The organism is Streptomyces sp. DSM 42067 (assembly GCF_055792885.1).
Map to the genome: position 1 here is coordinate 2,444,757 of NZ_CM147706.1, position 22,932 is coordinate 2,467,688.

18 protein-coding genes and 1 pseudogene are annotated in these 22,932 nt (G+C 70.1%); 5 read left to right on the forward strand and 14 right to left on the reverse strand.

The genetic code is table 11. The features are described 5' to 3' along the window. Positions 1 to 90: 90 nt before the first annotated feature. A complete protein-coding gene (locus ACSMXV_RS11495) occupies positions 91 to 1,620 on the reverse strand; it encodes an aldehyde dehydrogenase (NADP(+)) (protein WP_473177550.1) in 1,530 nt (509 codons plus the stop codon). A gap of 130 nt (positions 1,621 to 1,750) precedes the next feature. Here ACSMXV_RS11495 and ACSMXV_RS11500 point away from each other — a divergent pair, with 130 nt between their 5' ends. After that, positions 1,751 to 2,524, forward strand: a complete 774-nt coding sequence (locus tag ACSMXV_RS11500) for an IclR family transcriptional regulator (RefSeq protein WP_181862087.1) — start codon at positions 1,751 to 1,753, stop codon at positions 2,522 to 2,524. A 120-nt stretch (positions 2,525 to 2,644) separates the two neighbouring features. Continuing rightward, positions 2,645 to 4,099, forward strand: a complete 1,455-nt coding sequence (locus ACSMXV_RS11505) for a peptidoglycan D,D-transpeptidase FtsI family protein (protein WP_473177551.1) — start codon at positions 2,645 to 2,647, stop codon at positions 4,097 to 4,099. Positions 4,100 to 4,170: 71 nt separating this feature from the next. Here the strand turns inward: ACSMXV_RS11505 and ACSMXV_RS11510 are convergent, their stop codons facing one another. Next, positions 4,171 to 5,631 carry an NCS2 family permease gene (locus ACSMXV_RS11510; RefSeq protein ID WP_473177552.1) on the reverse strand — a complete coding sequence of 487 codons (1,461 nt, stop codon included), beginning with the start codon at positions 5,629 to 5,631 and terminating at the stop codon, positions 4,171 to 4,173. Between the two features lie 267 nt (positions 5,632 to 5,898). Between ACSMXV_RS11510 and ACSMXV_RS11515 the strand changes: the two genes are divergently transcribed. The 3 genes from ACSMXV_RS11515 (at position 5,899) to ACSMXV_RS11525 (ending at position 8,245) form a co-directional block, all read left to right on the forward strand. Then, positions 5,899 to 6,468, forward strand: coding sequence for a SigE family RNA polymerase sigma factor (locus tag ACSMXV_RS11515; protein WP_473177553.1), 570 nt, complete (start codon positions 5,899 to 5,901; stop codon positions 6,466 to 6,468). Continuing rightward, the gene (locus tag ACSMXV_RS11520; RefSeq protein ID WP_473177554.1) at positions 6,468 to 7,298 is read left to right on the forward strand and encodes a hypothetical protein; all 831 of its coding nucleotides are present in this window, start codon (positions 6,468 to 6,470) and stop codon (positions 7,296 to 7,298) included. The genes ACSMXV_RS11515 and ACSMXV_RS11520 overlap by 1 nt, the downstream gene beginning before the upstream one ends. A 116-nt stretch (positions 7,299 to 7,414) precedes the next feature. Continuing rightward, positions 7,415 to 8,245 (forward strand): pectate lyase, encoded by an 831-nt coding sequence (locus tag ACSMXV_RS11525; RefSeq protein WP_473177555.1) that lies wholly within the window; start codon positions 7,415 to 7,417, stop codon positions 8,243 to 8,245. 129 nt (positions 8,246 to 8,374) lie between these two features. Here ACSMXV_RS11525 and ACSMXV_RS11530 read toward each other — a convergent pair whose 3' ends face one another. The 12 genes and pseudogenes from ACSMXV_RS11530 to ACSMXV_RS11585 all read right to left on the reverse strand — a co-directional run bounded on the left by ACSMXV_RS11530 (position 8,375) and on the right by ACSMXV_RS11585 (position 22,930). Beyond that, on the reverse strand, positions 8,375 to 9,526 hold the full coding sequence (locus ACSMXV_RS11530; protein ID WP_473177556.1) for a right-handed parallel beta-helix repeat-containing protein: 1,152 nt from the start codon (positions 9,524 to 9,526) through the stop codon (positions 8,375 to 8,377). A 137-nt stretch (positions 9,527 to 9,663) separates the two neighbouring features. Continuing rightward, positions 9,664 to 10,776, reverse strand: coding sequence for a right-handed parallel beta-helix repeat-containing protein (locus ACSMXV_RS11535; protein ID WP_473177557.1), 1,113 nt, complete (start codon positions 10,774 to 10,776; stop codon positions 9,664 to 9,666). Positions 10,777 to 10,852: 76 nt separating this feature from the next. Beyond that, positions 10,853 to 11,896: a pectinesterase family protein gene (locus tag ACSMXV_RS11540; RefSeq protein ID WP_473177558.1), complete on the reverse strand. Its 1,044-nt coding sequence runs from the start codon at positions 11,894 to 11,896 to the stop codon at positions 10,853 to 10,855. A gap of 1 nt (position 11,897) precedes the next feature. Next, entirely contained in the window at positions 11,898 to 13,022 is a 1,125-nt protein-coding gene (locus ACSMXV_RS11545; protein WP_473177559.1) for a pectinesterase family protein, read from the reverse strand. 2 nt (positions 13,023 to 13,024) lie between these two features. Further along, positions 13,025 to 14,332, reverse strand: a complete 1,308-nt coding sequence (locus ACSMXV_RS11550) for a pectate lyase family protein (RefSeq protein WP_473177560.1) — start codon at positions 14,330 to 14,332, stop codon at positions 13,025 to 13,027. 133 nt (positions 14,333 to 14,465) lie between these two features. Continuing rightward, entirely contained in the window at positions 14,466 to 15,305 is an 840-nt protein-coding gene (locus ACSMXV_RS11555; protein WP_473177561.1) for a rhamnogalacturonan acetylesterase, read from the reverse strand. A 120-nt stretch (positions 15,306 to 15,425) separates the two neighbouring features. Then, positions 15,426 to 16,772 (reverse strand): ABC transporter substrate-binding protein, encoded by a 1,347-nt coding sequence (locus ACSMXV_RS11560; protein WP_473177562.1) that lies wholly within the window; start codon positions 16,770 to 16,772, stop codon positions 15,426 to 15,428. A 110-nt stretch (positions 16,773 to 16,882) separates the two neighbouring features. Continuing rightward, a pseudogene (locus ACSMXV_RS11565) lies at positions 16,883 to 17,959 on the reverse strand (pectate lyase family protein); the annotation flags it as partial. A gap of 51 nt (positions 17,960 to 18,010) precedes the next feature. Beyond that, positions 18,011 to 19,573, reverse strand: a complete 1,563-nt coding sequence (locus tag ACSMXV_RS11570) for a glycoside hydrolase family 43 protein (RefSeq protein WP_473177563.1) — start codon at positions 19,571 to 19,573, stop codon at positions 18,011 to 18,013. Beyond that, positions 19,570 to 20,424, reverse strand: a complete 855-nt coding sequence (locus tag ACSMXV_RS11575) for a DUF6807 domain-containing protein (protein ID WP_473177564.1) — start codon at positions 20,422 to 20,424, stop codon at positions 19,570 to 19,572. Before ACSMXV_RS11575 ends, ACSMXV_RS11570 begins: the two co-directional genes overlap by 4 nt. Beyond that, positions 20,421 to 21,617: a Gfo/Idh/MocA family protein gene (locus ACSMXV_RS11580; protein WP_473177565.1), complete on the reverse strand. Its 1,197-nt coding sequence runs from the start codon at positions 21,615 to 21,617 to the stop codon at positions 20,421 to 20,423. Before ACSMXV_RS11580 ends, ACSMXV_RS11575 begins: the two co-directional genes overlap by 4 nt. After that, entirely contained in the window at positions 21,614 to 22,930 is a 1,317-nt protein-coding gene (locus ACSMXV_RS11585; protein ID WP_473177566.1) for a pectate lyase family protein, read from the reverse strand. Before ACSMXV_RS11585 ends, ACSMXV_RS11580 begins: the two co-directional genes overlap by 4 nt. Positions 22,931 to 22,932 lie beyond the last annotated feature (2 nt).

Here is a 22,932-nt window from a genome sequence, read left to right on the forward strand (position 1 = left end):
GGGGTGTTCCGCCCACGGATCGGGCATACGTCGGCGCGGGCCGCGGGCACTCGTCGGGTGTGCCCGCGGCCATGCGTCGGAGTACGCGGCTCAGATCTCCATGCGCCCGTTGAACCGGCGCGGCAGCCCCAGCGGGTTGTCGTCGCGCAGCTCCGGCGGGAGCAGCGCCTCGGGCGTGGTCTGGTACGTGACCGGGCGCAGCCAGCGCTCGATGGCGGTGCCGCCCACCGAGGTGGAGGTGGACGTGGTCGCCGGGTAGGGGCCGCCGTGGTGCTGGGCGGGTGCGACCGCGACACCGGTCGGCCAGCCGTTGACGAGCACGCGCCCGGCGAGCGGGGTGAGTTCGGCGAGGATCTCCGCGCCGTTGCCCTGCCCGGCGACCTCGTCCGACGAGAGGTGGACGGTCGCCGTCAGGTTGCCGGGCAGGCGGGACAGTACGGCGGTGACCTCCGCCTCGTCCTCGTAGCGGGCGACCACAGTGACCGGGCCGAAGCACTCCTCCAGGAGGACGTCGTGCTCGCCCTCGGCGGCCAGCTTCGCGGCGGGCACGGTGAGGAAGCCGGGTGCGACGGTGTGCTCGCCGCCCGCGCCGGGGGTCACCGGGGCGTCCACGTCGGGCAGTTCGGCGCGCTCGCGCACGCCCGCGACGAAGTTGTCGCGCATGCGGTGGTCGAGCAGCACGCCCGCGTCGGTGTTGCTGACGGCCTCCGTCAGCGACTTCACCAGGCGGTCGCCCTCGGTGCCGGTCGGCGCGAGCACGAGACCGGGCTTGACGCAGAACTGGCCGACGCCCAGCGTCATCGATCCGGCGAGGCCGGTGCCGATCTGCTCGGCGCGCTCGGCGGCCGCCGCCTCGGTGATCACGACCGGGTTGAGGGAGCCCAGCTCGCCGTGGAACGGGATCGGCACGGGGCGGGCCGCCGCCGCGTCGAACAGCGCGCGGCCGCCGCGGACGGAACCGGTGAAACCGGCGGCCGAGACCAGCGGGTGCTTGACGAGCTCGACGCCCGCCTCGAAGCCGTGGACCAGGCCGAGGACGCCCTCGGGGATGCCGTGCTGGGCGGCGGCCCGGCGCAGTACCGCGGCGACCAGCTCGGACAGCGCCGGGTGGTCGGGGTGGGCCTTGACGACGACCGGGCAGCCCGCGGCGAGCGCGCTCGCGGTGTCGCCGCCTGGCACGGAGAAGGCGAAGGGGAAGTTCGAGGCCGAGTAGACGGCGACGACGCCCAGCGGCACCTTGTAGCGGCGCAGGTCCGGGACCGGCGGGGTCGCGGTGTCGTCGGGGTGGTCGATGACGACGCCCAGGTAGGCGCCCTCGTCGACGATGCCGGCGAAGGCCCGCAGCTGGTAGCAGGTGCGGGCGAGCTCGCCGGTGAGCCGGACCGGGCCGAGCGCGGTCTCGGCGTCGGCGGCCTCGACGAGCTGATCCTTGGCGCCTTCGAGGAGGTCCGCCGCGGTCCGCAGGAAGGCGGCGCGCACGGTGCGGTCGGCCAGGGCTCCCCGGGCGGCGTGCGCGGCGCGGACGGCCTGGTCCACCTCCTGGGCTGTGGCCTCCACCGCAACCTGCTCGCGCTGCTTCCCGGTTCGGGGGTCGACACTCCAGACTGGTGCTGCTGCCACCGCGGGTCCCTCCTGATGTAATGCCGCAGTTCTTGTGCCACTCACCAGGGCTGTTCGATATGCTGAACACTGTCTCTGATGATGAACGTGTCTTCGGAGACTATTTCCGGCGAACGAAGGGGTCAAGCGGATGTCGGCAGGCGAGACGGGCGGCGGGTCGCAGGTCAAGTCCGCGGTGCGCACGGTGGAATTGCTGGAGTACTTCGCCGGCCGCCCCGGAATGCACTCGCTCGCCGCGGTCCAGGAGGCCGTCGGGTACCCCAAGTCCAGCCTCTACATGCTGCTGCGCACGCTGGTCGAGCTGGGCTGGGTCGAGACGGACGCGACGGGCACGCGGTACGGCATCGGCGTCCGCGCCCTCCTCGTCGGCACGTCGTACATCGACGGCGACGAGGTCGTGACGGCCGCCCGGACGACGCTGGACCGGCTCTCCGACGACACGACGGAGACGATCCACCTGGCGCGCCTCGACGGCACCAACGTCGTCTACCTCGCCACACGCCAGTCGCAGCACTATCTGCGCCCCTTCACACGCGTCGGCCGCCGGCTGCCCGCCCACTCGACGTCCCTCGGCAAGGCGCTGCTGGCCACGCACACCGACGAGCAGGTCCGCAAGCTGCTGCCGGAGACGCTGCCCGCGCTCACCGAGCACACGATCACCGACCGCGAGAAGCTGATCGAGGAGCTGCACCAGGTCCGCGAGCAGGGCTTCGCGGTGGACCGCGAGGAGAACACGCTCGGCCTGCGCTGCTTCGGCGTCGCGATCCCCTACCGCACACCGGCGCGCGACGCGATCAGCTGCTCCGTACCGGTCGCCCGTCTGACCCCGGCCCACGAGCAGATGGTCAAGGACGCCCTGTTCGACGCGCGCGACCGCCTGACCCTGGCGACGCGGAGGCTCTGACCCGCCCGTCTCCCCCGAAACGAACCGGCCCACGCAGAGTATGAGAACTCCGTGAGAAACCGGTCGTAACGGGACTCACGGGGAACGATCGCCTCCACCCCGCTCGTCCTTCTGGACGGCATGAACAAAACGATCAGGCGCGCCTCGGTCTTCAGCCTGCTCCTCGTGCTCGCCCTGCTGGTCAGGGCGACATGGGTGCAGTTCTACGAAGGCCAGGCCCTCGCGGACAACAAGAACAACCGGCGGAACGCGATCGAGCAGTACGCGTACCCGCTGGGCGACATCATCGTGGCCGGCGAGGCGATCACCGGCTCCGAGCGCACGACGGGCAGCGACCTCGCGTACAAGCGCACGTACAAGGACGGCACGCTGTACGCGGCGGTGACGGGCTACAGCTCGCAGGTGTACGGGGCGACGCAGCTCGAGGGGATCTACGAGGATCTGCTCGACGGCACGGACACCCGGCTGAAGAACCCCGTCGACACGGTCACGGGCAAGCGCGCCGATCCCGGCGACGTGGTGACCACCATCGACCCGGACGTGCAGAAGGCGGCGTACGACGCGCTCGGCGGCAAGAAGGGCGCGGCCGTCGCCATCGATCCGTCCACGGGCAAGATCCTCGGCCTGGTCTCGACGCCGTCGTACGACCCGTCGGAGATCAGCGGCACCACGGACTCCGCGGCGTGGAGCGCGCTGACCAAGGACAGCGACAAGCCGATGACGAACCGTGCGCTGCGCCAGCCGCTGCCGCCCGGCTCGACGTTCAAGCTGGTCGTCGCGGCGGCGGCGCTGGAGGACGGCCTGTACGCGTCGGTGGACACCAGGACGGACAGCCCGAACCCGTACACGCTGCCCGGCACGACCACCGTGCTGAGGAACGAGAGCTCGTCGGCGCCCTGCGAGAACGCCACGATCCGCACCGCCCTGCAGTACTCGTGCAACAACGTCTTCGCGAAGATGGCCGTCGATCTGGGCCAGGACAAGGTGAAGGCGATGGCGCAGAAGTTCGGCTTCAACGATGCCGAGCTGGATGTGCCGGTACGGGCGTACGAGAGCGTCTATCCGTCGGACATGGACAAGGCGCAGACGGGCCTGTCCGGAATCGGGCAGTTCGACGTCACCGCGACGCCGCTGCAGATGGCGATGGTGTCGGCGGCCATCGCCAACGGCGGCAAGCTGGTGTCGCCGCACATGGTGTCGCAGATCAGCGACTCGGACGGCAATGTGCTGCGGGACTACGACGACAGCACGGACACGAAGCGGATCGTCAGCTCGTCCACGGCCGAGCAGTTGCAGTCGGCGATGGTCACGGTCGTCGAGGAGGGCACGGGCACCAACGCGCAGATAGCGGGCGCGACGGTGGGCGGCAAGACCGGTACTGCGCAGCACGGCGAGAACAACAGCAAGACGCCGTACGCCTGGTTCACGTCGTATGCGAAGGACGACAGCAGCGGCAAGGAGGTCGCGGTCGCCGTGGTCGTCGAGCAGTCGGACGCGGCCCGCTCGGAGGTCAGCGGCAACGGCCTGGCGGCGCCGATCGCGAAGGCGATGATGCAGGCCGCGCTGCGAAGCTGAGCCGCCGCCCCACAAGCGAGGGCCGCCCCCATCCCCCCGAGGGGGCGGCCCTCTTTGTCACTTCGCGGGCGTCACTTCACGCCGAGCAGCTGCTCCAGCGGGTCGATCGCGAAGTACACGAGGAACAGTGCCGACGCGCCCCACAGCAGCCAGTGCACCTCGCGGGCCTTGCCCAGGACCGTCTTGATGACGACGTACGCGAGGAAGCCGGCGCCGATGCCGTTGGTGATGGAGTACGTGAACGGCATGACCGCGATGGTCAGGAACGCGGGGATCGCGATGTCGTAGCGGTCCCAGTCGATGTGCTTGACCTGCGTCATCATCAGGAAGCCGACCGCGACGAGCGCCGGGGCGGCCGCCTGCAGCGGGACGATGGTGAGCAGCGGCGTCAGGAACAGAGCCAGCGCGAACAGGCCACCGGTGACCAGGTTGGCGAAGCCGGTGCGGGCGCCCTCGCCGACGCCCGCGGCGGACTCGATGTACGAGGTGCTGGAGGACGCGGAGGCCGCACCGCCCGCGACTGCCGCGGCGCCGTCGATGAGCAGGACGCGGCCGAGGTTCGGCACCTTGCCGTTCTCGTCGAGCAGCCCGGCCTCGGCGCTGACGCCGACGACGGTGCCCATGGTGTCGAAGAAGTCCGACAGGATGAGCGTGAACAGCAGCAGGATCACGGTGAGGGCGCCGGTCTCGGCGAACGAGCCGAAGAGGCTGAAGTCGCCGAGCAGCCCGAAGTCCGGTGCGGCGACGACGTCGTCGGGGATCTTGGGCGTGGTCAGGCCCCAGTTCTTCACGTCGGCGATCGTGTTGATGACGATGGCCAGCACGGTCATCACCACGATGCTGATGAGGATCGCACCCTTGACCTTGCGCGCCAGCAGCCCGATGGTCAGCAGCACACCGAGACAGAAGACGAGGATCGGCCACCCGGCGAGCGCGCCGGTGCCGCCCATCTGAACTGGCACGGTGGTGTTCGCGGCGTCCGGGATACGGGTGACGAACCCGGCGTCGACGAAGCCGATGAACGCGATGAACAGACCGATGCCGACGCTGATGGCCTGCTTCAGCGGCTGCGGAATGGCATGCATGACCGCTTCGCGGAGCCCGGTGACGACCAGGACGCAGATGAGCAGGCCTTCGAGGACCACGAGCCCCATCGCGTCGGCCCAGCTCATCAGCGGGGCTATCTGGAACGCGACGACGGCGTTCAGCCCGAGACCCGCGGCCAGCGCGAGCGGAAGGTTTCCGCCGACACCCATGATCACGGTCATCACGGCGGCCACCAGTGCGGTGGCGGTGACCAGTTCGGCCCCGTCCAGCTGATGGCCGAACTTGTCCTTCGCGCTGCCCAGGATGATCGGGTTGAGCACGAGGATGTAGGCCATGGTGAAGAACGTGGCGAAGCCGCCGCGTATCTCACGGGCGAACGACGAGCCCCGGGCGGTGATGTGGAAGAACCGGTCCACAGGGTCGGCGGCCGCGCCGCCTGCCGGTGGCCGGCCGGTCACCTGGCTCGTCTTGCTGGTCTCGGGCATGGGATCGGGCTCCTTGGATCATGCATGCGGATGCTGGCTGGATTGTCCCCGTCGTGAACCCGTTTCGGGTTTTCCCCGTGTTACGGAAAGGGTTCGGCGAATCGTACGAGGCTGTGCACGTCGTTCGAATCCTTGTGTACTCACTGGTACGCTCTCGCTTCTCGCCTCGGCGAGCACGGGGGCAACACAGACCGCACACATCACGGACACCACCGCACACGTATACGCGCAGGTACGCGCGCGGCGCAGGGGGAAGGGGAGGAACCCGTGGGTACTGGTGTCGACGACCCGGACGCGGAGTTCCATGCCTTCTTCGAGGACCACTACGCCGAACTGGCGCGGCTGGCCCGTCTGTTGACCGGGGAGTCCGATGCCGCCGACGATCTGGCGGCCGACGCGTTATTGGCGCTGTGGCATCGCTGGGACCGGGTGCGCGCGGCCGACCACCCGGTGGCGTATGCGCGGGGCGTCGTGGCGAACCTCGCCCGCACGCGCATACGCAGCGCGGTGCGGGAGCGGCGACGAGTCGCCCTCTTCTGGTCGCACCGCGACGAAAGGACCGAGAACCCCGATGTGTCGGCGGTCGTCGACGTACAAGCAGCCCTGCGGCGGCTGCCGTTCCGCAAGAGGGCCTGCGTCGTGCTGCGACACGCCTTCGACCTGTCCGAGAAGGACACCGCTCTCGCCCTCGGCATCTCGGTCGGTACGGTGAAGAGCCAGACGTCGAAGGCCATGGCGGAACTGGAACGATCGCTGGGCGCGGTGGACGCGCCCCGGCGGATGCACGCGGCGGCGACTGCCCCGAGCCTGACTCGGCCTGCGGGAGGGAGGGACTGATGGACGACGAACTGCGCACCAGGCTGCGCGAGGCGGCCGAGGCTCATCAGCCCGACCGGGCACGGATGCTGGCGCGTATCGAGCGCGGTATGGCCGCCCCGGACGTGTCCGGCACCCACCGTCTTGCGCCGCGTCCGGTGCTGGCCTGGGCGCGGATCGTCGGCGCCACGGCGGCCGTTGCGGGCGTGATGGCCGTCGGCGGCTACGCGGTCGCCTCCGTCGTACGCGACGACACCCCCGAACAGAGGGTGGCGGTGTCACCGACCCCGGAGCCGTCCCCGTCGGAGACGACGAGCCATGCATCGCCGCCGGAGGAGACGCCCAAGCCGTCCCCCTCACGCACCGCGAAGCCGAGCCCCAAGCCGTCGCCCACGCAGGGGCAGCAGCACGAGCCGTCGCGCGCCCCACAGACGCCGCCCCCGGCGCGCACCGAGGACGGGCCCCTGTGGTCGGACGGGTCGATCGACCCGGGCAGCGGCGAGTACTGGGCGCAGAGCGATGTGACGGTCAAGACGAGCAAGGTGCTTACCTCGCTGACCGTCGAGCTGCGGGTCGCCAAGACCGCCGGCGTCTCCTCGACCGGCGGCTGGCGGTCCCTGCCCGAACAGGACTTCACCTACACGGTGGAGGAGAAGGACGGCTTCCTCGTCTACCGCTGGACGCTCAAGGACGGGGCAACCGTGCCGGCGGGCGAGTACGTGTTCGCGGGGCAGTACAACCACGAGCGCGGCCAACGGGACGCCGGTGACGACTCGTACGCGGCGACGGCCGAGGCGGACGGCGAACGGTTCGAGGTACGGGGCGACTTCGCGCCGGTTTCCGACGACTGACGCGGAAAAGCACAGCGCGCGAAGAAAAAGTTTCTCCGACGGGGCAACCCCTTCCTCCTGCAGCGGCAACCACAAGACGCAAGCGTCGGTTTCCCGCACCCCCGGAGGAACGCATCATGACCTCGAACCCCGGACGCCGCTTACGCCATCGGCGTCGCGCCAGCCGCAGGCGCGCCGTCGTCGCCGGGGTCGGCGCGTTCGCGCTGACCGGTGCCGCCCTCATGACCAGTTCGATGCTGTCCTCGGCAGGCGCGGCCGCCGCGTGGCCGACGGCCAAGGGCACCCAGGCGGTCTCCTCCACCATCACGGTCTCGGGCACGCTCGACGGCGGCCTGAAGCGGTACTACGGCAGCGGCGCCCTCGGCGGCGACGGGCAGGACGAGGGCCAGGACCCGATCTTCAAGCTCAAGGACGGGGCCGTGCTCAAGAACGTCATCCTCGGCACGCCGGCCGCCGACGGCATCCACTGCCAGGGCAGCTGCACGCTGCAGAACGTGTGGTGGGAGGACGTCGGCGAGGACGCCGCCACCTTCAGAGGCACCTCGTCGTCGGCCGTGTACACGGTGTACGGCGGCGGCGCGAAGAAGGCCTCGGACAAGGTGTTCCAGTTCAACGGCGCCGGAAAGCTCGTCGTCACCAAGTTCCAGGTGGCGGACTTCGGCAAACTGGTGCGCTCGTGCGGCAACTGCTCGACGCAGTACAAGCGGTCCATCATCGTCAACGACGTGGACGTGACCGCGCCGGGCGGTTCGATCGTCGGGATCAACTCGAACTACGGCGACACGGCGGCGCTGCGCAACGTCCGGATCCACGGCGACAGCAGCAAGAAGATCAAGCCGTGCATCCGCTTCAAGGGCAACAACACAGGTGATGAGCCGGTTCAGATCGGCAGCGGCCCGGACGGCACGTACTGCCGCTACACGGCCTCCGATCTGACCTACGACTGACGGGTCCCGCGTCGCCCCCCGACGCCCGAGCCCGTCCCACGAGCCGCCGCCTCCCTCTTCCCCCCGTGGAGGCGGCGGCTCACCACATGCGCGGGCCGGTGCACGGCCGACGTCAGTTCATGGCCGATGTCAGTTCATGGTCGATCCGATGGTGGTCGAACCGGTCGTGAGGAAAGTGGTGCCGGGCAGCGAGCCGTCCGCCTTGCGGAAGCCGTATGCGGTCGTCGCGTCGGTGGACTTGAACGACGGTGTGGAGATGCCGCTGTCCCAGTTGTTGCCCGCGCAGACCGTGGACGGGCCGAACTTGGACAGGCCGCCCTTGTTGCTCACCGCGAGGTTCTTGCCGAGCCGCGCCGAGCCGGTGGCGAAGTAGAAGCCGGAAGCGGTGTTCGCATAGGCGGTGTTGCGGTTGAGGTTGATCGCGCCGGGGTTGCTGTTCTCGGTGAATCCGTGGAGCGTGTTGTTCCAGGCCGCGTTGTTGTTGACGACGTGCGCGGCGCTGGCGCCTCCGCCGCCCAGTTTGAAGCCGTTGCCGTTGCCCTCGAAAGCACTGTCGTTCCAGCGGTTCTTGCCGTTGCCGAACGCCCACGTGTGCTCGATGGTGACCGGGCTGGAGAACTGCCACAGGTCGAGGCCGTCGTCGGAGTTGTTGTAGAGCCTGGCTCCGGTCAGCTTGTTGCCGGTTCCGGAGCCGAACTTGATGGCGATGCCGTCGGCGTTCTGGCCGTGGTTCGCCGCGTCGTAGTTGCCGTAACTGTCCAGGTTCTGCACCAGGTTGTTCGTCGTGCCGTCGCCGCGCAGTGTGAAGCCGGAGTCGCCGTTGTTCGCGGTCACCAGATTCTTGAAGATTCCGCCGACGGAGGAGGTCGCGACGAAGCCCTGGGCGGGCGAGTTCTGGAAGGCGAGGCCGGAGACGGTCCAGTAGTCGCCGTAGATCCCGGCCAGCCAGGAGCCGTCGGGGAGCTTCGAGCCGTCGATCTTCACCTTCTCGCTGCCGTACGCCGTGAGGGTGATGCGAGCCGACGAGGTTCCGTTGGCCGTGGACTTGAGGGTGCTCGTCGGGTAGTACGTGCCCGCGCGCAGCTGAATGGTGGTGCCGGCCGTGGCGTTCGCGACCGCCGACTGCAGCTGGGCGGTGGTGGAGACGACGACGGTCGTCGCGGCGCCGGCGTCGCCGGGCGCGAGGCCGAGGTAGACGCCGCCCGCACATGCGGTGACCACGACGGCGGCGGCGATCGAGAGGGTACGAGTCCGGCGGTGGCGTCCGGAGCGGAAGCTCACTGCGGTTCCTTTCCTTGGGGGGTGGGACGGAAGCGGGCCGGGGGGCTGGAGGGTGGTCGGTCCCCCGGCCCGCTTCCGGTCCCTTGTCGCCGCCGCGGCCGGAAAGGGTTGCCGCGGGAATGCGCCGAAACAGCGGGTTAGTCCATCGTCGCGCCGATGGTGCTGCTTCCCGTGGTCAGGAAGGTGGTCGCCGGCAGCGACCCGTCCGACTGGCGCGCGTTGTACGTGGTCGACGCGTTCGTCGAGATGAAGGACGGGGTGGAGATCCCGGAGTCCCAGTTGTTGCCGGAGGAGACGACCGAGGAGCCCTTGTTGACCAGGCCGGAGCCGTTGCTCACGGCGAGGTTCTTGCCGAGCCTGGCGGCGCTGGTGGCGAAGTAGTAGCCCCACTTGCCGTTGGCGTAGGCCGTGGTGCGGTTGATGACGATGGCGCCCTTGTTGCTGTTCTCGGTGAAGCCGTTGCCCGCGTTGTCCCAGGCCGCCGCGTTGTTGACGACGTGCGCGACCGTCTCGCCGTCGCCGCCGAGCTTGTAGCCGTTGCCGTCGCCCGCGAAGGCCGCGTCCGACCAGCGGTTCTTGCCGTTGCCGAAGGCCCAGGTGTGCTCGATGGTCACCGGCGAGGAGAACGACCACAGGTCGATGCCGTCGTCCGAGTTGTTGTAGAGACGGGCGCCGGTGACGAGGTTGCCGGTGCCGGAGCCGAACTTGACGGCCACACCGTCCGCGTTCTCGCCGTGGTTGGCCGCGTCGTAGTGGCCGTAACTGTCCAGGTTTTTGACGGTGTTGTTGGTGGTGTTGTCGCCGGTGAGCGTGAACCCGGAGTCGCCGCCGTTGATCGTTTTGATGTTGCTCCAGTACGTGGAGGCGCACGACTGGCAGACGACCGCGCTGTCCGGCGAGTTCTGGAACGTGATGTTGGAGACGGTCCAGTAGTCGGCGGTGAGCTTGAAGATCCAGTCGCCGTCGGGAAGGTTCGACCCGTCGATCTTCACGGTCTCGGAGCCGTAGGGCTGCAGGTAGATGCGGCTGGAGGAGGTGCCGTTGGCGGTGGACTGGAGCGTGGCCGTGGGGTAGTAGGTGCCGCCGCGCACCTGGATGGTGGTGCCCGCCGTGGCGCCCGCCAGGGCGCTGGAGAGCTCGGCGCTGGTGTCGACCACGACGGTGGCGGCGTGGGCCTGCGTGGGGAGCGCGGCGAGCCCGGCGCCGAGCGCCAGGGCGGTGGCGAGGGTGGTTGCGGTACGACGCTGCATGGTGCGGGTCCTTTCGTGGGGGGTTTGGAACCTCGGACCTCGGATGGGGCCTCGGATGGGGCCTCGGTTGGGACCTCTATGCGTGCGGCTGTGCGTACGGCGTCCAGTCACCGAGGTACGTCGCCCGGGTGTGCACTCCGGCTTCGTCGGCCGTGAGTTGGGGCCGGTTCTCGGGCACGGTGATCTCCGCGCCCGGGCCCGTGTTGCGGTACTCGCGGAAGCGCATGGTCTGCCAGGGGTAGGCCTCGCGCATGTTGGTGTAGGGGGCGACGGCGTCGATGCCCGGCCCGAGCCAGGTGTCCCGCACGACGAGCGACGGCCAGGCGGTCGTCTCGTACGAGGGCACCCACGGGCGGGCGATCTTGTACGCGCCGTCCTCGGCACCGGAGGTGACGCGGCAGCGGGCGGCGAGGAACCCGTACGGATTCGCACGGGCCGTCGACGGCGCGAACACCATGCCCTCGGGTTTGAAGGCGACGTCCCGGTCCAGGGTGTGGAAGTGGCAGTGCTCGAAGACCGCCCTGGCCCGCCCGAAGACGAAGTCGACGTCGCCCTCGATAGAGCAGTGCCGGTAGTAGTGCCGGTCGAAGGCGTCCAGCGCGGTGGTGTCCGCGAAAAGCGTGTCCTGGTGGGCCAGGAGGCGTACGTGCTCGAAGAGCGAGCGGTCGCCGGTGACGTACACGGCGACGGCCTGTGTCCCGGTGATCTCCGGGTGGTCGGCCCGCAGCCAGTCGTTGGCGATCGTCAGCCCGCGTACGGTCAGGCCGGGAGCCGCCGAGGTGAAGGTGGCCGAGCCCGCCGTTCCGTAGGTTCCGGAACCGTCGGGCTTCTGGGTGCCGTTGGCGTTGTCGTACACGATGACGGCGTCGCGCGGGTCCCCGGAGGCGCCGACGAGGGTGAGCCCGGCCGCGGTGGCGGGGACGGTGACGGTCTCGCGGTACGTCCCGGGGTGGACGGCGATCGTCCAGCCGGGGCCGGACACGGCGTCCACGGCGGCCTGGACGGAGTCGCCGGGGCGGACGTGGAGGGTGCGGCGGCCGGACGCGTGGGCCGGTCCGGTGACCTGGACACCCGCGGCGGCCAAAGCGGCCGCCGCGGTCAGCAGGGTGCGGCGGCGCACGTCAGGCCGCCTTCCAGGGGGTCCAGTCGCCCAGATACACCTCGCGGGTCGCCGACTCGGCCTCCTCATCGGTCAGTTGAGGCCGGTTCTCGGGCACGGTGATCTCGGCGCCGGGGCCCGTGTTGCGGTACTCGCGGAACCGCTGGTCCTGCCACGGGAAGCCGCTCGACATGTTGGTGTAGGGCGCGACCGCGTCGATACCGGCGCCGAGGTGGGTGTCCCGGACGGTCAGCATGGGCCTGGCCGTGGTGTCCGAGCTGGGCACCCAGGGGCGGGCCAGCTTGTAGTACGCGTCCGGGGCCTCGCTGGTGACATGGCTCCTGGTCACCAGGTAGCCGCGCGGGTTGGCGCCGAGGGTGGACGGCGCGAAGACGAAGCCGTACGGGGCGCCGGACAGGTCCGTACGAGTGAGGGTGTGGAACCGGCAGCGTTCGAAGACGGCCGTGGCCCGGCCGAACACGAAGTCGACGTCGCCCTCGACGTAGCAGTTGCGGAAGTACTGGCGGGCGAAGACGTCGCGGGCGATCGAGTCGGCGTACAGCGTGTCCTGGTGCCCCAGGAACCGGCAGTGGTGGAACGCCGACCGGTCGCCCATCACCTTGATGGCGACGGCCTGGGTTCCGGCCATCCCGGGGTGGTCGGCGCGCAGCCAGTCGTTGGAGAAGGTGATCCAGCGGGCGGTGAAGCCGTCGGCCTGCACGGTGGTGGTGGCCGAGCCGGTGGTGCCGTACGTGCCGCCGCCGGGCTTCGGGGTGCCGGCCGCGTTGTCGTACACGACCACGACGTCACGCGCGTCCTCGGAGGCGCCGATCCACGTCATGTCGGTCCGGGCCACGCTCACGGCCACCGTCTCGCGGTACGTACCCGGCGCGATCACGAGCGTGTAGCCGCTGCCGTTCACGCTGGTGACGGCGGCCTGGACGGTGGTGAAGTCACCGGCGCCCGCCGCGTCCACGTACAGGGTCCGCTCGGTGAGGCGGGCGGACGGCGAGCCGTAGCAGCCGAAGGGCGAGCCCTCAGCGGCGTACCCGGCGGCGTGGGCGCCGGACGGGAGGCCGAGCGCGAGTGCGGCTCCCGCGCTCGCGACCAGGAAGGAGCGTCTGCTGGGCAGTGGTTTCCGGATCATCGTCAGCACGCCTTTCCGGCACCCGCGCGGTGTCCGACGATGCCCGGCACGGCCTGCGGCGGGTCGACCTTCGTGCGCAGCGTGGGCGTCCATCCGGCGCCCGACTGGAGGGTCTCCGCCGGGATCTCCGCGTTGTGGACGGCGATGAGGTCGGTCAGCTCGCCGTTGACGTAGTTGTTCTCGGCGGTGAGCGGCGCCTCGCTCCACTTCTTCAGCGTCTTGGCCGCGCTGATGTCCTCGGGCAGCGAGAACGCGTTGTCCGACGCGTACAGCTGGGAGGAGGCGCCGATGCCGAACGCGTAGGAGTACGGCTGGTCCTCGGTGACCACGTAGTGGTTGTTGTACGCGTCGACCTGGCCGAAGCGGACGCGTGGCGCGCGCTCCACGATGCCCTTGAAGCGGTTGTGGTGGAGCGTGACCTTGAGCTTGCCGGCGTCGGTCGAGGCGGCGCCGTCGCTGTTGCCGATCAAGAGGGTCTTGTCGTGGTTCTCGAAGGAGTTCCAGGAGGCCGTCACGTAGTTGGCGCCGCGCACGACGTCGAGCAGGCCGTCGTGCTGCTGGTAGATCTCGCCGTAGTACGACGGCAGCGTGCTGTCGGGGTAGCGGCCGTCGGTGAGCGTGTTGTGGTCGATCCACACGTGGGTGGAGCCGTAGACGACGACCGCGTCGTACTCGGAGTTCCAGGCTCCGGTGGCGCCGTCGGTCGGGTCCCACTGCGGGAAGCAGTCGAGGGGGGCCTCGATGGTGAGGTTGCGGACGATGACGTTGTCGACGCCCTTGATCTGCAGGCTGCCGCCGAGGATCGCGGAGTCCTTGCCGACGCCGACGATGGTCGTGTTGGCAGGGACGTTCGCCTTGATCGCCTGGTCCTGGTGGGCGGCCGAGGCGGCGCGCAGGGTCTCCTGCGGGCCGCTGACCGGGGTGTCGTAGCCCCAGACGGCGGGGTCGTAGTCGGCGAGGTACTGGTCGAAGTCGTACCCCTCGGCCTCGAAGGCCGAGCAGCCCTGGGCGACGGCGTCGATCACGCCCTTGACCTTGATGATCTTGGGTGCCGTTCCGCCGTCCTTCAGTGCGGCCTTGAACTCCTCCCAGGTGGTGACCGTGTAGACGTGCTCGGCGTCGGCCGCCGCGCCACCGGTCGTGCCCGCGCCCTCCGAGGCCCAGCCGTCGTTCGGGGCGAGGGTCTCGCGGCCGAGGTCGCGGCCCTGGGCCTGGGCGCTGGTGCCGGTGACGGCGAGGACGAGGGCGGTGCAGCCAATGATCGAGGAGGCTGCTGTGATGGCATGGGCATGCCAGGACGGTCTGCGCATGGGTGCGGGTTCCTTTCGGGCAGAGTGAGGTGGCGCGCCGCAGGGCGCGCAAGGCTGTGACAGTGTGAGGCTCCGCCGCGCGGGCGCGCCCGCCACGGAGCCGCAGCGTGAAACCGGACCTACGGCGGAACGCCTACGCCTCTGGCCAGGTGATCCACGACTCCGGGATCTCGTCGTCGAGGCGGCGCACGTCGTGCGTCGCCAGCACGCGCCGCGCGACCAGTTGCTCTGCGACGAGCCGGGCCACGGCGATCGCCCCGGGGGGATTGAAGTGGGTGTTGTCCTGCTCGGCCGCGGTCCAGTTGAAGTACCGTTTCGTCTCCTCGACGCCGAGCTTCTGCCAGAGCGCGAGGGACAGGGCCTGGATGTCGAGGAGCGCCACGCCCTCCTCCTCGGCGAGGGCGCGCATCGCTGCCGGATAGTCGCCGTGGGTGGGCACGGCGTTACCGGCGGCGTCGAACTTCCTGCGCTCCACGGAGGTGGCGAGGACGGGCCGCGCCCCGCGCGCCCGCGCGCCCTCCAGGTACTGGCGCAGATAGTCCTGGTACGTCGTCCAGGGATCGGTGCCCCGGGTCGGGTCCGTGATCTTCTCGTCGTTGTGGCCGAACTGGACGACGAGGAGGTCGCCGGGCCGGATCGCCTCGAGGATGGGCGCGAGCCGTCCCTCGTCGATGAAGCTCTTGGAACTGCGGCCGTTCATCGCGTGGTTGGCGACCGCGATGTCCCGGTGCAGGAAGAAGGGGAGCGCCATGCCCCAGCCGGTCTCGGGGGCGGCGGCGGCGTACTTCTGGGCGGCGGTGGAGTCACCGGCGATGTAGATGGTGCGCATGCGGCGGGATCCTCGGCTGGAGGAGGCGGCGGATGCCGGGCCCTCCCCCAGTGCCTCAAGGGCCTGGGAGGTGCCCCCAGCCGCGAAGGCGAGGGGCAGTGCGGCGAGGGCCGCCGTGGTGATCTGTCTACGGGTGAGGGACACGTCGTTGTGCCTCGCTTTCACACGGGGGTGGGGCCGGCGGCGGGGGCTCGGACCCGAGGTCCGCCGCCGGCCCGGTACGTCAGACGGCTTGGAAGGCTGCCGCCTCGAAGTGGTGCGGACTCAGCCCTGCTGCGCCTTCCACTCGGCCTGCGCCGTGTTGAGCTGGTCCGCGAGGGTGTCCAGGAAGTCCTTCGCGGACATCTTGCCGAGCAGCACCTTCTGGAAGTTCGGCTCGTTGTCGGCCTTGCTGATGGTGTTCCAGTCAGGCAGGTAGTACGGCAGCTGCACGATCTTGATGGAGCCGTCGTTCAGTGCCTCCGCCGCGAGCTTGGTGGGCTCGGCCTTCTGCACCCAGGCGTCCTTCGCGGCCTCGGTGTTGGCCGGGATGGCGCCCGCCGACTCGTTCCACTTGCTGTTGGACTCGTGCGAGACGGCGAACTCGATGAACTTCCAGGCCGCCGACTTGTTCTTGCTGGACTTGAACAGGCCGAGACCGTCCACCGGGTTCGACACCTGGACGCGCGTGCCGTCGTCGAGCGTCGGGTTCGGGATGCCGCGGAACTTGCCCTCACCGAGCGCCTTCACATGGTCCTGGTAGGAGCCCAGGTTGTGGCTCAGCATGCCGATCTCGCCGCTGTCCCACTGGGCGACCATCTTCTTGAAGTCGTTGTTGACGTCGGCGGACGGCGTGGCCTTCTTGTAGAGGGCGACGTACTTCTCCAGCGCCTTGACGTTCTTCGGGTCGTTGATGGTCGTCTCGTCGCCGTTCCAGAACGAGGTGATGCCGGACTGCCCGTACGTCGCGTCGATCGCCTGAGCGATGGAGCCCTCGCCGCCGCGGATGGTGTAGCCGAACTTGTTCTTCTTCGCGTCGGTGAGCTTCTCGGCGGCCTCGTAGAACTTCGACCAGGTGGTGGGCGCGTCCAGGCCCGCCGCCTCGAAGAGGTCGGTGCGGTACCACAGCGTGCCGTTGTTGGCGGAGGTCGGCACCGTGAACATCTCGTCGCCACCGCCCGCCGAACGGACGCTCTCCGCCATGCCCGTGTTCAGCTTGCCCTTGAGCGAGCTGCCGTCGATGCGCTCGTCGAGCGGCTCCAGCGCGCCCTGCGCCGCGATCCCGGCGAGCATGGCCGCGCCCACACCGCCGACGTCCGGCAGGCCGCCGCCCTGGATGGCGGTGTCGTACTTCGACTGGACGCTCTCGGCGGGGATGCCGACGTAGTTGACCTTGATGTTCGGGTTGGCCTTCTCGAAGTCGGCGATGATCTCCTTCCAGACGTCGGTGCGCACACCGCCGTTGTTGTCCCAGAAGGTGATCTCGCCCTTGCCGGAGCCCTCGTTGCCCTTGTCGCCCGCGGCACCACTGCCGTCGTCTCCGCAGGCGGTGGCGGTCAGCGCGAGTGCGGTGGTCAGGGCGAGAGCGGCTGCCGCCCGAAGGCGACCCCTGCTGCTGCGGATGCTGATCATGTCGGCTCTCTTCTTCTGGATCTGACGGTGTGTGATGCGGTGGTACGGGTGTACGGTCCCCGCGAGCGACGGGGACGCCGGCGGTACGGGGCTCAGCCGTGCGTACCGGTCAGGTCGGTGTCCGTGCCGATGGTCTTCTGCGGGCCGGAGAACTTCGTCACGAGCGCGGGGACAGCGGCAGCGGGATCCAGCCGGTAGTCGTAGAAGTCGCGCGGGTCGAAGGCCGTGCCCCACTCGTCGTGCCGGCCCGTCGTGTTCTTGAGGATCGATCCGCGCTGCACCAGCTCGGCGGTGGCGTCGGCCTGGTAGGGGTGCTGGACGTCCTCGTAGTAGCTGTTCTCGATCACCATCTTGGTGCGGCCGCGCGACCAGTTGCCGTACGTCCACACCGGGTCACCCGGGTCCGCCTGGGCCGTCAGGTAGTTGTTGTAGAGGTGCGCGTAGGCGCAGTTGTCGGCGGACGGATTGCGCTGCTTGGTGCCGCTGAACCAGTTGTGGTCGATGGTGACCTGGGTCTTGACGTTCGGCGTCCAGCCGATGCCGAAGGTCTTGTTGTTGTTCTCGAAGCGGTTGTACGAGACGGTGACGTACTCGCTGTCCTTGCGGACGTCGAGCTGGCCGTCGCAGATCCTCGAGAACCGGTTGTGGTCGATCCACACGTGGTGGACCGAGTCCATCTGGATGCCGTCGAAGTCGGTGGTCTTGCAGTCCCAGTCGCCCTCGATCGCCGAGTCGCGGATGGTGAGGTTGCGGATGATCACGTTGTGCGTGCCGGGATTCAGATGCAGCTCGCCGTGGACGATCTCGCCCGTGTCGCCGACGCCGACGATGGTCTTGTCGGACCCCACGACGATGTCCGCACCGAACGGCTCGACGGCGATCGAGCCCTTCACCCGGATGATGTAAGCGCCTTCTGCGGACGCGTACTTGGCGAGCGACGCCTGATCGGTGACGGTGACGACCTTGCCACCCGCCCCACCGGTGGTGCCGCCGGCAAGGGAGGCGAAGCCGTGCGGGGTGTCGGACAGCCGGTCGGCGGGCCCCGGCCGGGCAGCGGCCGCCTCTGCGGACTCGGCGGCCACGGCCGCCGGTGCGGGACTCAGAGCCCCCAGCCCCAGGGCGGTCGCGAGGGCCCCGGCGGCTGCCACGGCTCTCGCTCTCAAGCGCTTGCTACGGAGGTGCGTCATTGCGGCTCCCAACAGGCGTAACGGGAGTCCCCAGCAGTGCCGGGGACGGGGTCAGCTCGTCGTGCGGAAGTGGGTGAACAGGACCGTCCCAGCGGGTCCCTGGCCGGGCGGCGCGGTGGCGAACAGGCCGAGCAGTGCGCCCACCCAGCGCCATGGAGTGGCGGCGAACACCTGCCCGGACGCCTCGAGTCCGTCGCCGGTGTCGGCGTGGAAGCGGCAGCGGGCGCCGTCCGAGACCTCGATCCGCAGCCGGGCCGTGGCCCCCGGCGCCGGCCTCGGATGCGCGGCATCCCTCTCACGGTCGGACGTCTGCTCCGCGAACCGGTGCACCAGGTGCACGGCACCGTCGAGGCCGCGCTCAAGACCGATCCAGCTGTACGCGTCGCCGAGCACCGCAAGACCGGCCTTCGCACCCGGTTCGTCGCTGTCGAGCCGCAGCTCCACCTCGGCGGTGAAGACGGTGGCCGGCAGCCGCTGCGTCAGCACATGGGGCAGTCGCCGCAGGTCATGCGCGTCCTCCGTGCGTACGCAGGTCAGCCGCAGTCCGTCGCCCAGGTGCGCCCTTGTCCAGCCGCCTTGGGGGTTGGCGGTCCACTGCCACTGCGGTCCGTACCGCCCGCCCGGGAAGTCGTCGTCGGTGGCAGGTGCGGACACAGGCTGCCCGGGCAGGTCGGGCTTGCGGTGGGCGGTGACAGGCTCGCCCGCGTCGCCGAGCACCGGCCAGCCGTCCGCTCCCCAGCGCATGGGCTGAAGGTGGACGACCCTGCCGTACGCACCCCGCTGCTGGAAGTGCAGGAACCAGTCCTCGCCCCGCGCCGTGCGCACCCAGCCGCCCTGGTGGGGGCCGTTGACCGCGGTGCGTCCCTGGGCGAGGACGACGCGCTCCTCGTACGGGCCGAAGAAGTCCCGTGCGCGCAGCGCCCCCTGCCAGCCGGTCTCCACTCCCCCGGCCGGGGCGAGGATCCAGAACCAGCCGTCGTGCCGGTAGAGCTTGGGACCTTCGAGCGTGAACCAGCCGGGGATGCGGTCGCCGTCGACGATCACCTTGCCCTCGTCGAGCAGCCCGGTGCCGTCGGTGCGCATCCGGTGCCCGGTGAGCCGGTTCTTGATCCCCGAACGGGACTTGGCCCAGCCGTGCACGAGGTACGCCTCACCGGTCTCGTCGTCCCACAGCGGACAGGCGTCGATGAGGCCCTTGCCGGACTTCACGAGGTGCGGGCGTGTCCAGGGTCCGCGTATCACCGGGGCGTTGACCTGGTAGATGCCATGGTCGGGGTCGCCCCAGAAGATCCAGAACCGGCCGTCGTGGTGGCGGATCGACGGCGCCCACACCCCGCAGTCATGGCGGGGAACGGCGAACGCCTCGGCGGGTTCGAGCCGGTCCAGCGCGTGCCCGATCAGCGTCCAGTTGACGAGGTCGCGGGAGTGCAGCAGCGGCAGTCCGGGGGCGCGGCCGAAACTGGACGCGGTGAGATAGAAGTCGTCGCCGACGCGCACCACGTCGGGGTCGGACCAGTCGGCGTTCAGGACCGGGTTGCGGTATGTGCCGTCGCCGAGGTCGGCCGTCCAGGGTGCCCGGCTCGTACTCAGGGAGCTCGTGCCCGGCGAATTCATGCGCCCACCGCCTTGCGGACAAGGGCCGCGGCCTGGTCCCGGTCGAGGCGGCCGTCGGCCACCACGGTGACGACGCGGCGTACGACGGTGCCGCCCGGCTCGACGGGCAGCCGCGCGTCGTGCGCGAGCGACGAGCCGACGCCGGGGTACTCGGCGGTGCGCACGAACCACGGGTCGCGGCGGGTCTCCTCGGTGGCCCCGGCGAACACCAGCGTCCAGTCCCGGCCGGCCAGCGCCAGCCAGGGGGCGCGGCTGCCGTGCACCGCGTACTCGCCGTCGGCGTGCGCGGTGAACACCTGTGGTGCGGCGGCCTCCTTGCGGGCCCGCCAGAAGAATCCTCCGTACGCCGCTCCTGGACGTCCGTTCGTTGCGGGGCTGCCGATCGACAGCGTCTGTTCGGTCGTGTTGGTGAGGGAGAAGGTGAAGTCGAGCGCCCAGGCCGATTCGTTCAGTGCGGTGGCGGCCACAGTGCGCCGCTCGCGCAGCAGTTCGCATCCGCCCGCGACCCAGCGGAGTTCTTCCACGAACCCGTCGGGGTCGCGCAGCTGGAACGCCTGGTGGCGCTGGGCGCCGTGGTTGTCCAGCTCGGTGGGGCCCTGGTTGCGCACGAAGGTGCGGCCGCCCCAGAAGTTGTACCCCTCGACGTCGGGAACGGCGACACCGACGCCGAGGTGGTGCCTGTGGTCCGCCGGGCTGAGCTCCGTGACGGCCGTGCCGCCCAGCGTGGTGACGGGATGCAGATACGGGCGGGGCGAGAGCCGCGGGCCCAGTTCGGGCCGGACGATGTAGCGGCCGACGGGCCGGCCGGCGCACATCAGCACCATCGACGTGGTCGCCACGGATGTGTTCATGATGCGGTCACCTCCTCGGACAGCGCCCAGGAGGCGCCCAGCTCGGAGTAGAGGGCGAGGGTGTCGGCGGCGGCCGCGACCAGTCCGTCGACACCGGGCACGATCCGGCGGGGCGCGCTCTCACCCGGCTCCGTGCGCCACGCCCCGGATGGCAGCGGCATCGGGTCGGGAGCCAGCCGAATCGCCTCGACGACCCGCATGAAGGCACCCGTCGACTCCGGCGTGACCAGCAGGTCGGCGCGTCCGGCGAGGTGATCGACAAGGTTCTCCAGCAGATCCGTCCTGTCGTACAGGACCTCGCTGGGGCCGTGTCCCGCCCGCTGGAGGAGCACGCGGTCCTGCTTGTACCAGAAGGTGATGCGGCCGCTGCTGCCGTGCACAAGGACGTACGGCTCGTCGGGCCGCTCCGCACACAGGGTCGCGGCAACGGCGACGGTGCTGCCGCGTGTGGTGGTGATCCGCACGCACGAGGTGTCGTCGGACTCGATGTCGTTGGCGCGGAAGAGCTCCGTCTCCACGGACGCCACGTCGTCGGCGCGCGTGGCGCCGTCGAGCGCGAGGGCGGTGGCCACGGCGTGCGCGAGCGGGTTGGTGAGCGCTCCGTCGATCACGTCCACGCCGTCGAGGCGGCGGCGTCCGGCCCAGGGGGCGCGCCGGAAGTACGCCTCGTCGCGGGCCCAGGCACCGCCCGCGCCGATGCCCATCGGCTCGCCGATCGCGCCCTCGGCGACGAGTTCGCTGATGGCGGCGATCGCGTGCGAGCCGAGCGACTGGAAGCCGATCTGGCAGGCCACACCGGCCGTCGCCACACCGTCGGCCATCCGCTGGAACTCCGCGTACGAGGGCGCGGGTGGCTTCTCGAGGAGCAGGTGCACTCCTCGCTCAGCGGCGGTCAGCGCCAGGTCAGCGTGGGTGGGGATGGGGGTGCAGATCACGGCTGCGGCGGCGCCCGTGGATGCGAGGAGGGCGGCGAGGTCCGGGGACTGCTCCACGGGGCCGTGGCCGTCCAGGTCCTCCGCGGTGAGGGGCGTCAACTCGCAGACACCCGCGAGCCGGACCAGGCCCTTCGCCTGGAGGCGGCGGATGTTCTCCAGATGCCAGCGGCCATGTCCGCGGGCGCCCGCGAGCACGACGGGGAGCGGCCCCTGGGCTGAGGGGACGGCTGCGGGTACGGATGCGGGTGCCGTGCTCATCGGATCCTCCCGGCTCCGGCGCCGCGGGCGACGTCATGGTCCGCCTCGGCCGCGCTGTCGATGGGGGCGCCCAGCGCCGGGGTCCAGCCGACGTCGGCGGTGAGGTCCCGTTCACTGCCGGAGTTGTAGGCGTTGTTGACGGTGAGCAGATCGACCGGGAAGCCGTTGAAGAGCGTGCCGGTCTGGTGCAGGGCGCTGCCGTTCCAGCTCTTCAGCAGGTCCGCGGCCTCGACATGGCCGGGCGTGGTGAACGCGTTGTTCTCGGCGTAGATAGCCGACTCGGTGCCGACGCCCCAGGAGTAGCGGTAGTCGTGGGCGTCCTCGGGGACGACGTAGCGGTTGTTGTAGACGTGGACCTGGCCGAAGCGGACGCGCGGGGCGCGCTGCACGACCGACTCGAACTCGTTGTGGTGCAGGGTGATGCGCAGCTTGCCGCGGTCGCCGGTGGCCGAGTCGCCGTTGCCGACGAGCATCGCCTTGTCGTGGTCGGCGAACCGGCTCCAGGAGACGGTGACCAGGTCGGAGCCGTTGGTGATGTCCACAAGTCCGTCGTGGCGCAGGAAGTTGCGGCCGAAGTAGGTGGGTTCCTCGGCGTCCGGGTGCTCGCCGTCGGAGGCGGTGATGTGGTCGATCCAGACGTGCGATGCGCCTCGCAGCCAGAGGTTGTCGTACGCCGTCTTCCAGTCGCCGAGGCCGCCGGTGTTGGGCTGCCACACGGGGAAGCAGTCGTAGGCGTCACGCAGCTCCACATTGCGGATGATGACGTTGCCGGCGTCCTTGATCTGGAGGCTGGCGCCTTCGAGGACGGCACTGTCGCCGAGCCCGACGATGGTGGTGTGGGAGCCGACCGCGATCTCGACGCGTTCCGCCTGCCGGGCGGCCGATGCCTGGCGCGCCTCCTCCTGTGGCCCGGCCGGCTTGGCGGACCCCCAGGTGCGCGGGTCGTAGGCGGCCAGATACTTCTTCAGGCTGTAGCCGTCGGTGGCGTAGTCGGCGCAGTCCAGCTGGCGGCCGTCGTCGTCCGTGTTCGCGTCGATGGTTCCCGCGATCCGGATGATCTTCGGTGTCGCACTGCCGCCGTCAAGCGCGCGGACGAGCTCGGCCCGGGTTCGTACGGTGAAGACGTGGGCGTCGTCGGCCGCGGCACCCCCGGTGGTGCCTCCGTCGGCGGCGGCCCAGCCGTCGTCGGCGGCCAGGGTCTCGCGGCTGAGGTCGCGGGCGTCGTCCGCCGATGCGGGAGCGCCGATCGCCGCCAGCAGGGCGATACCGAGGGCGACTTGGAGGGCGCGGCGGCCTCTCGGTGAAACCGGCATGA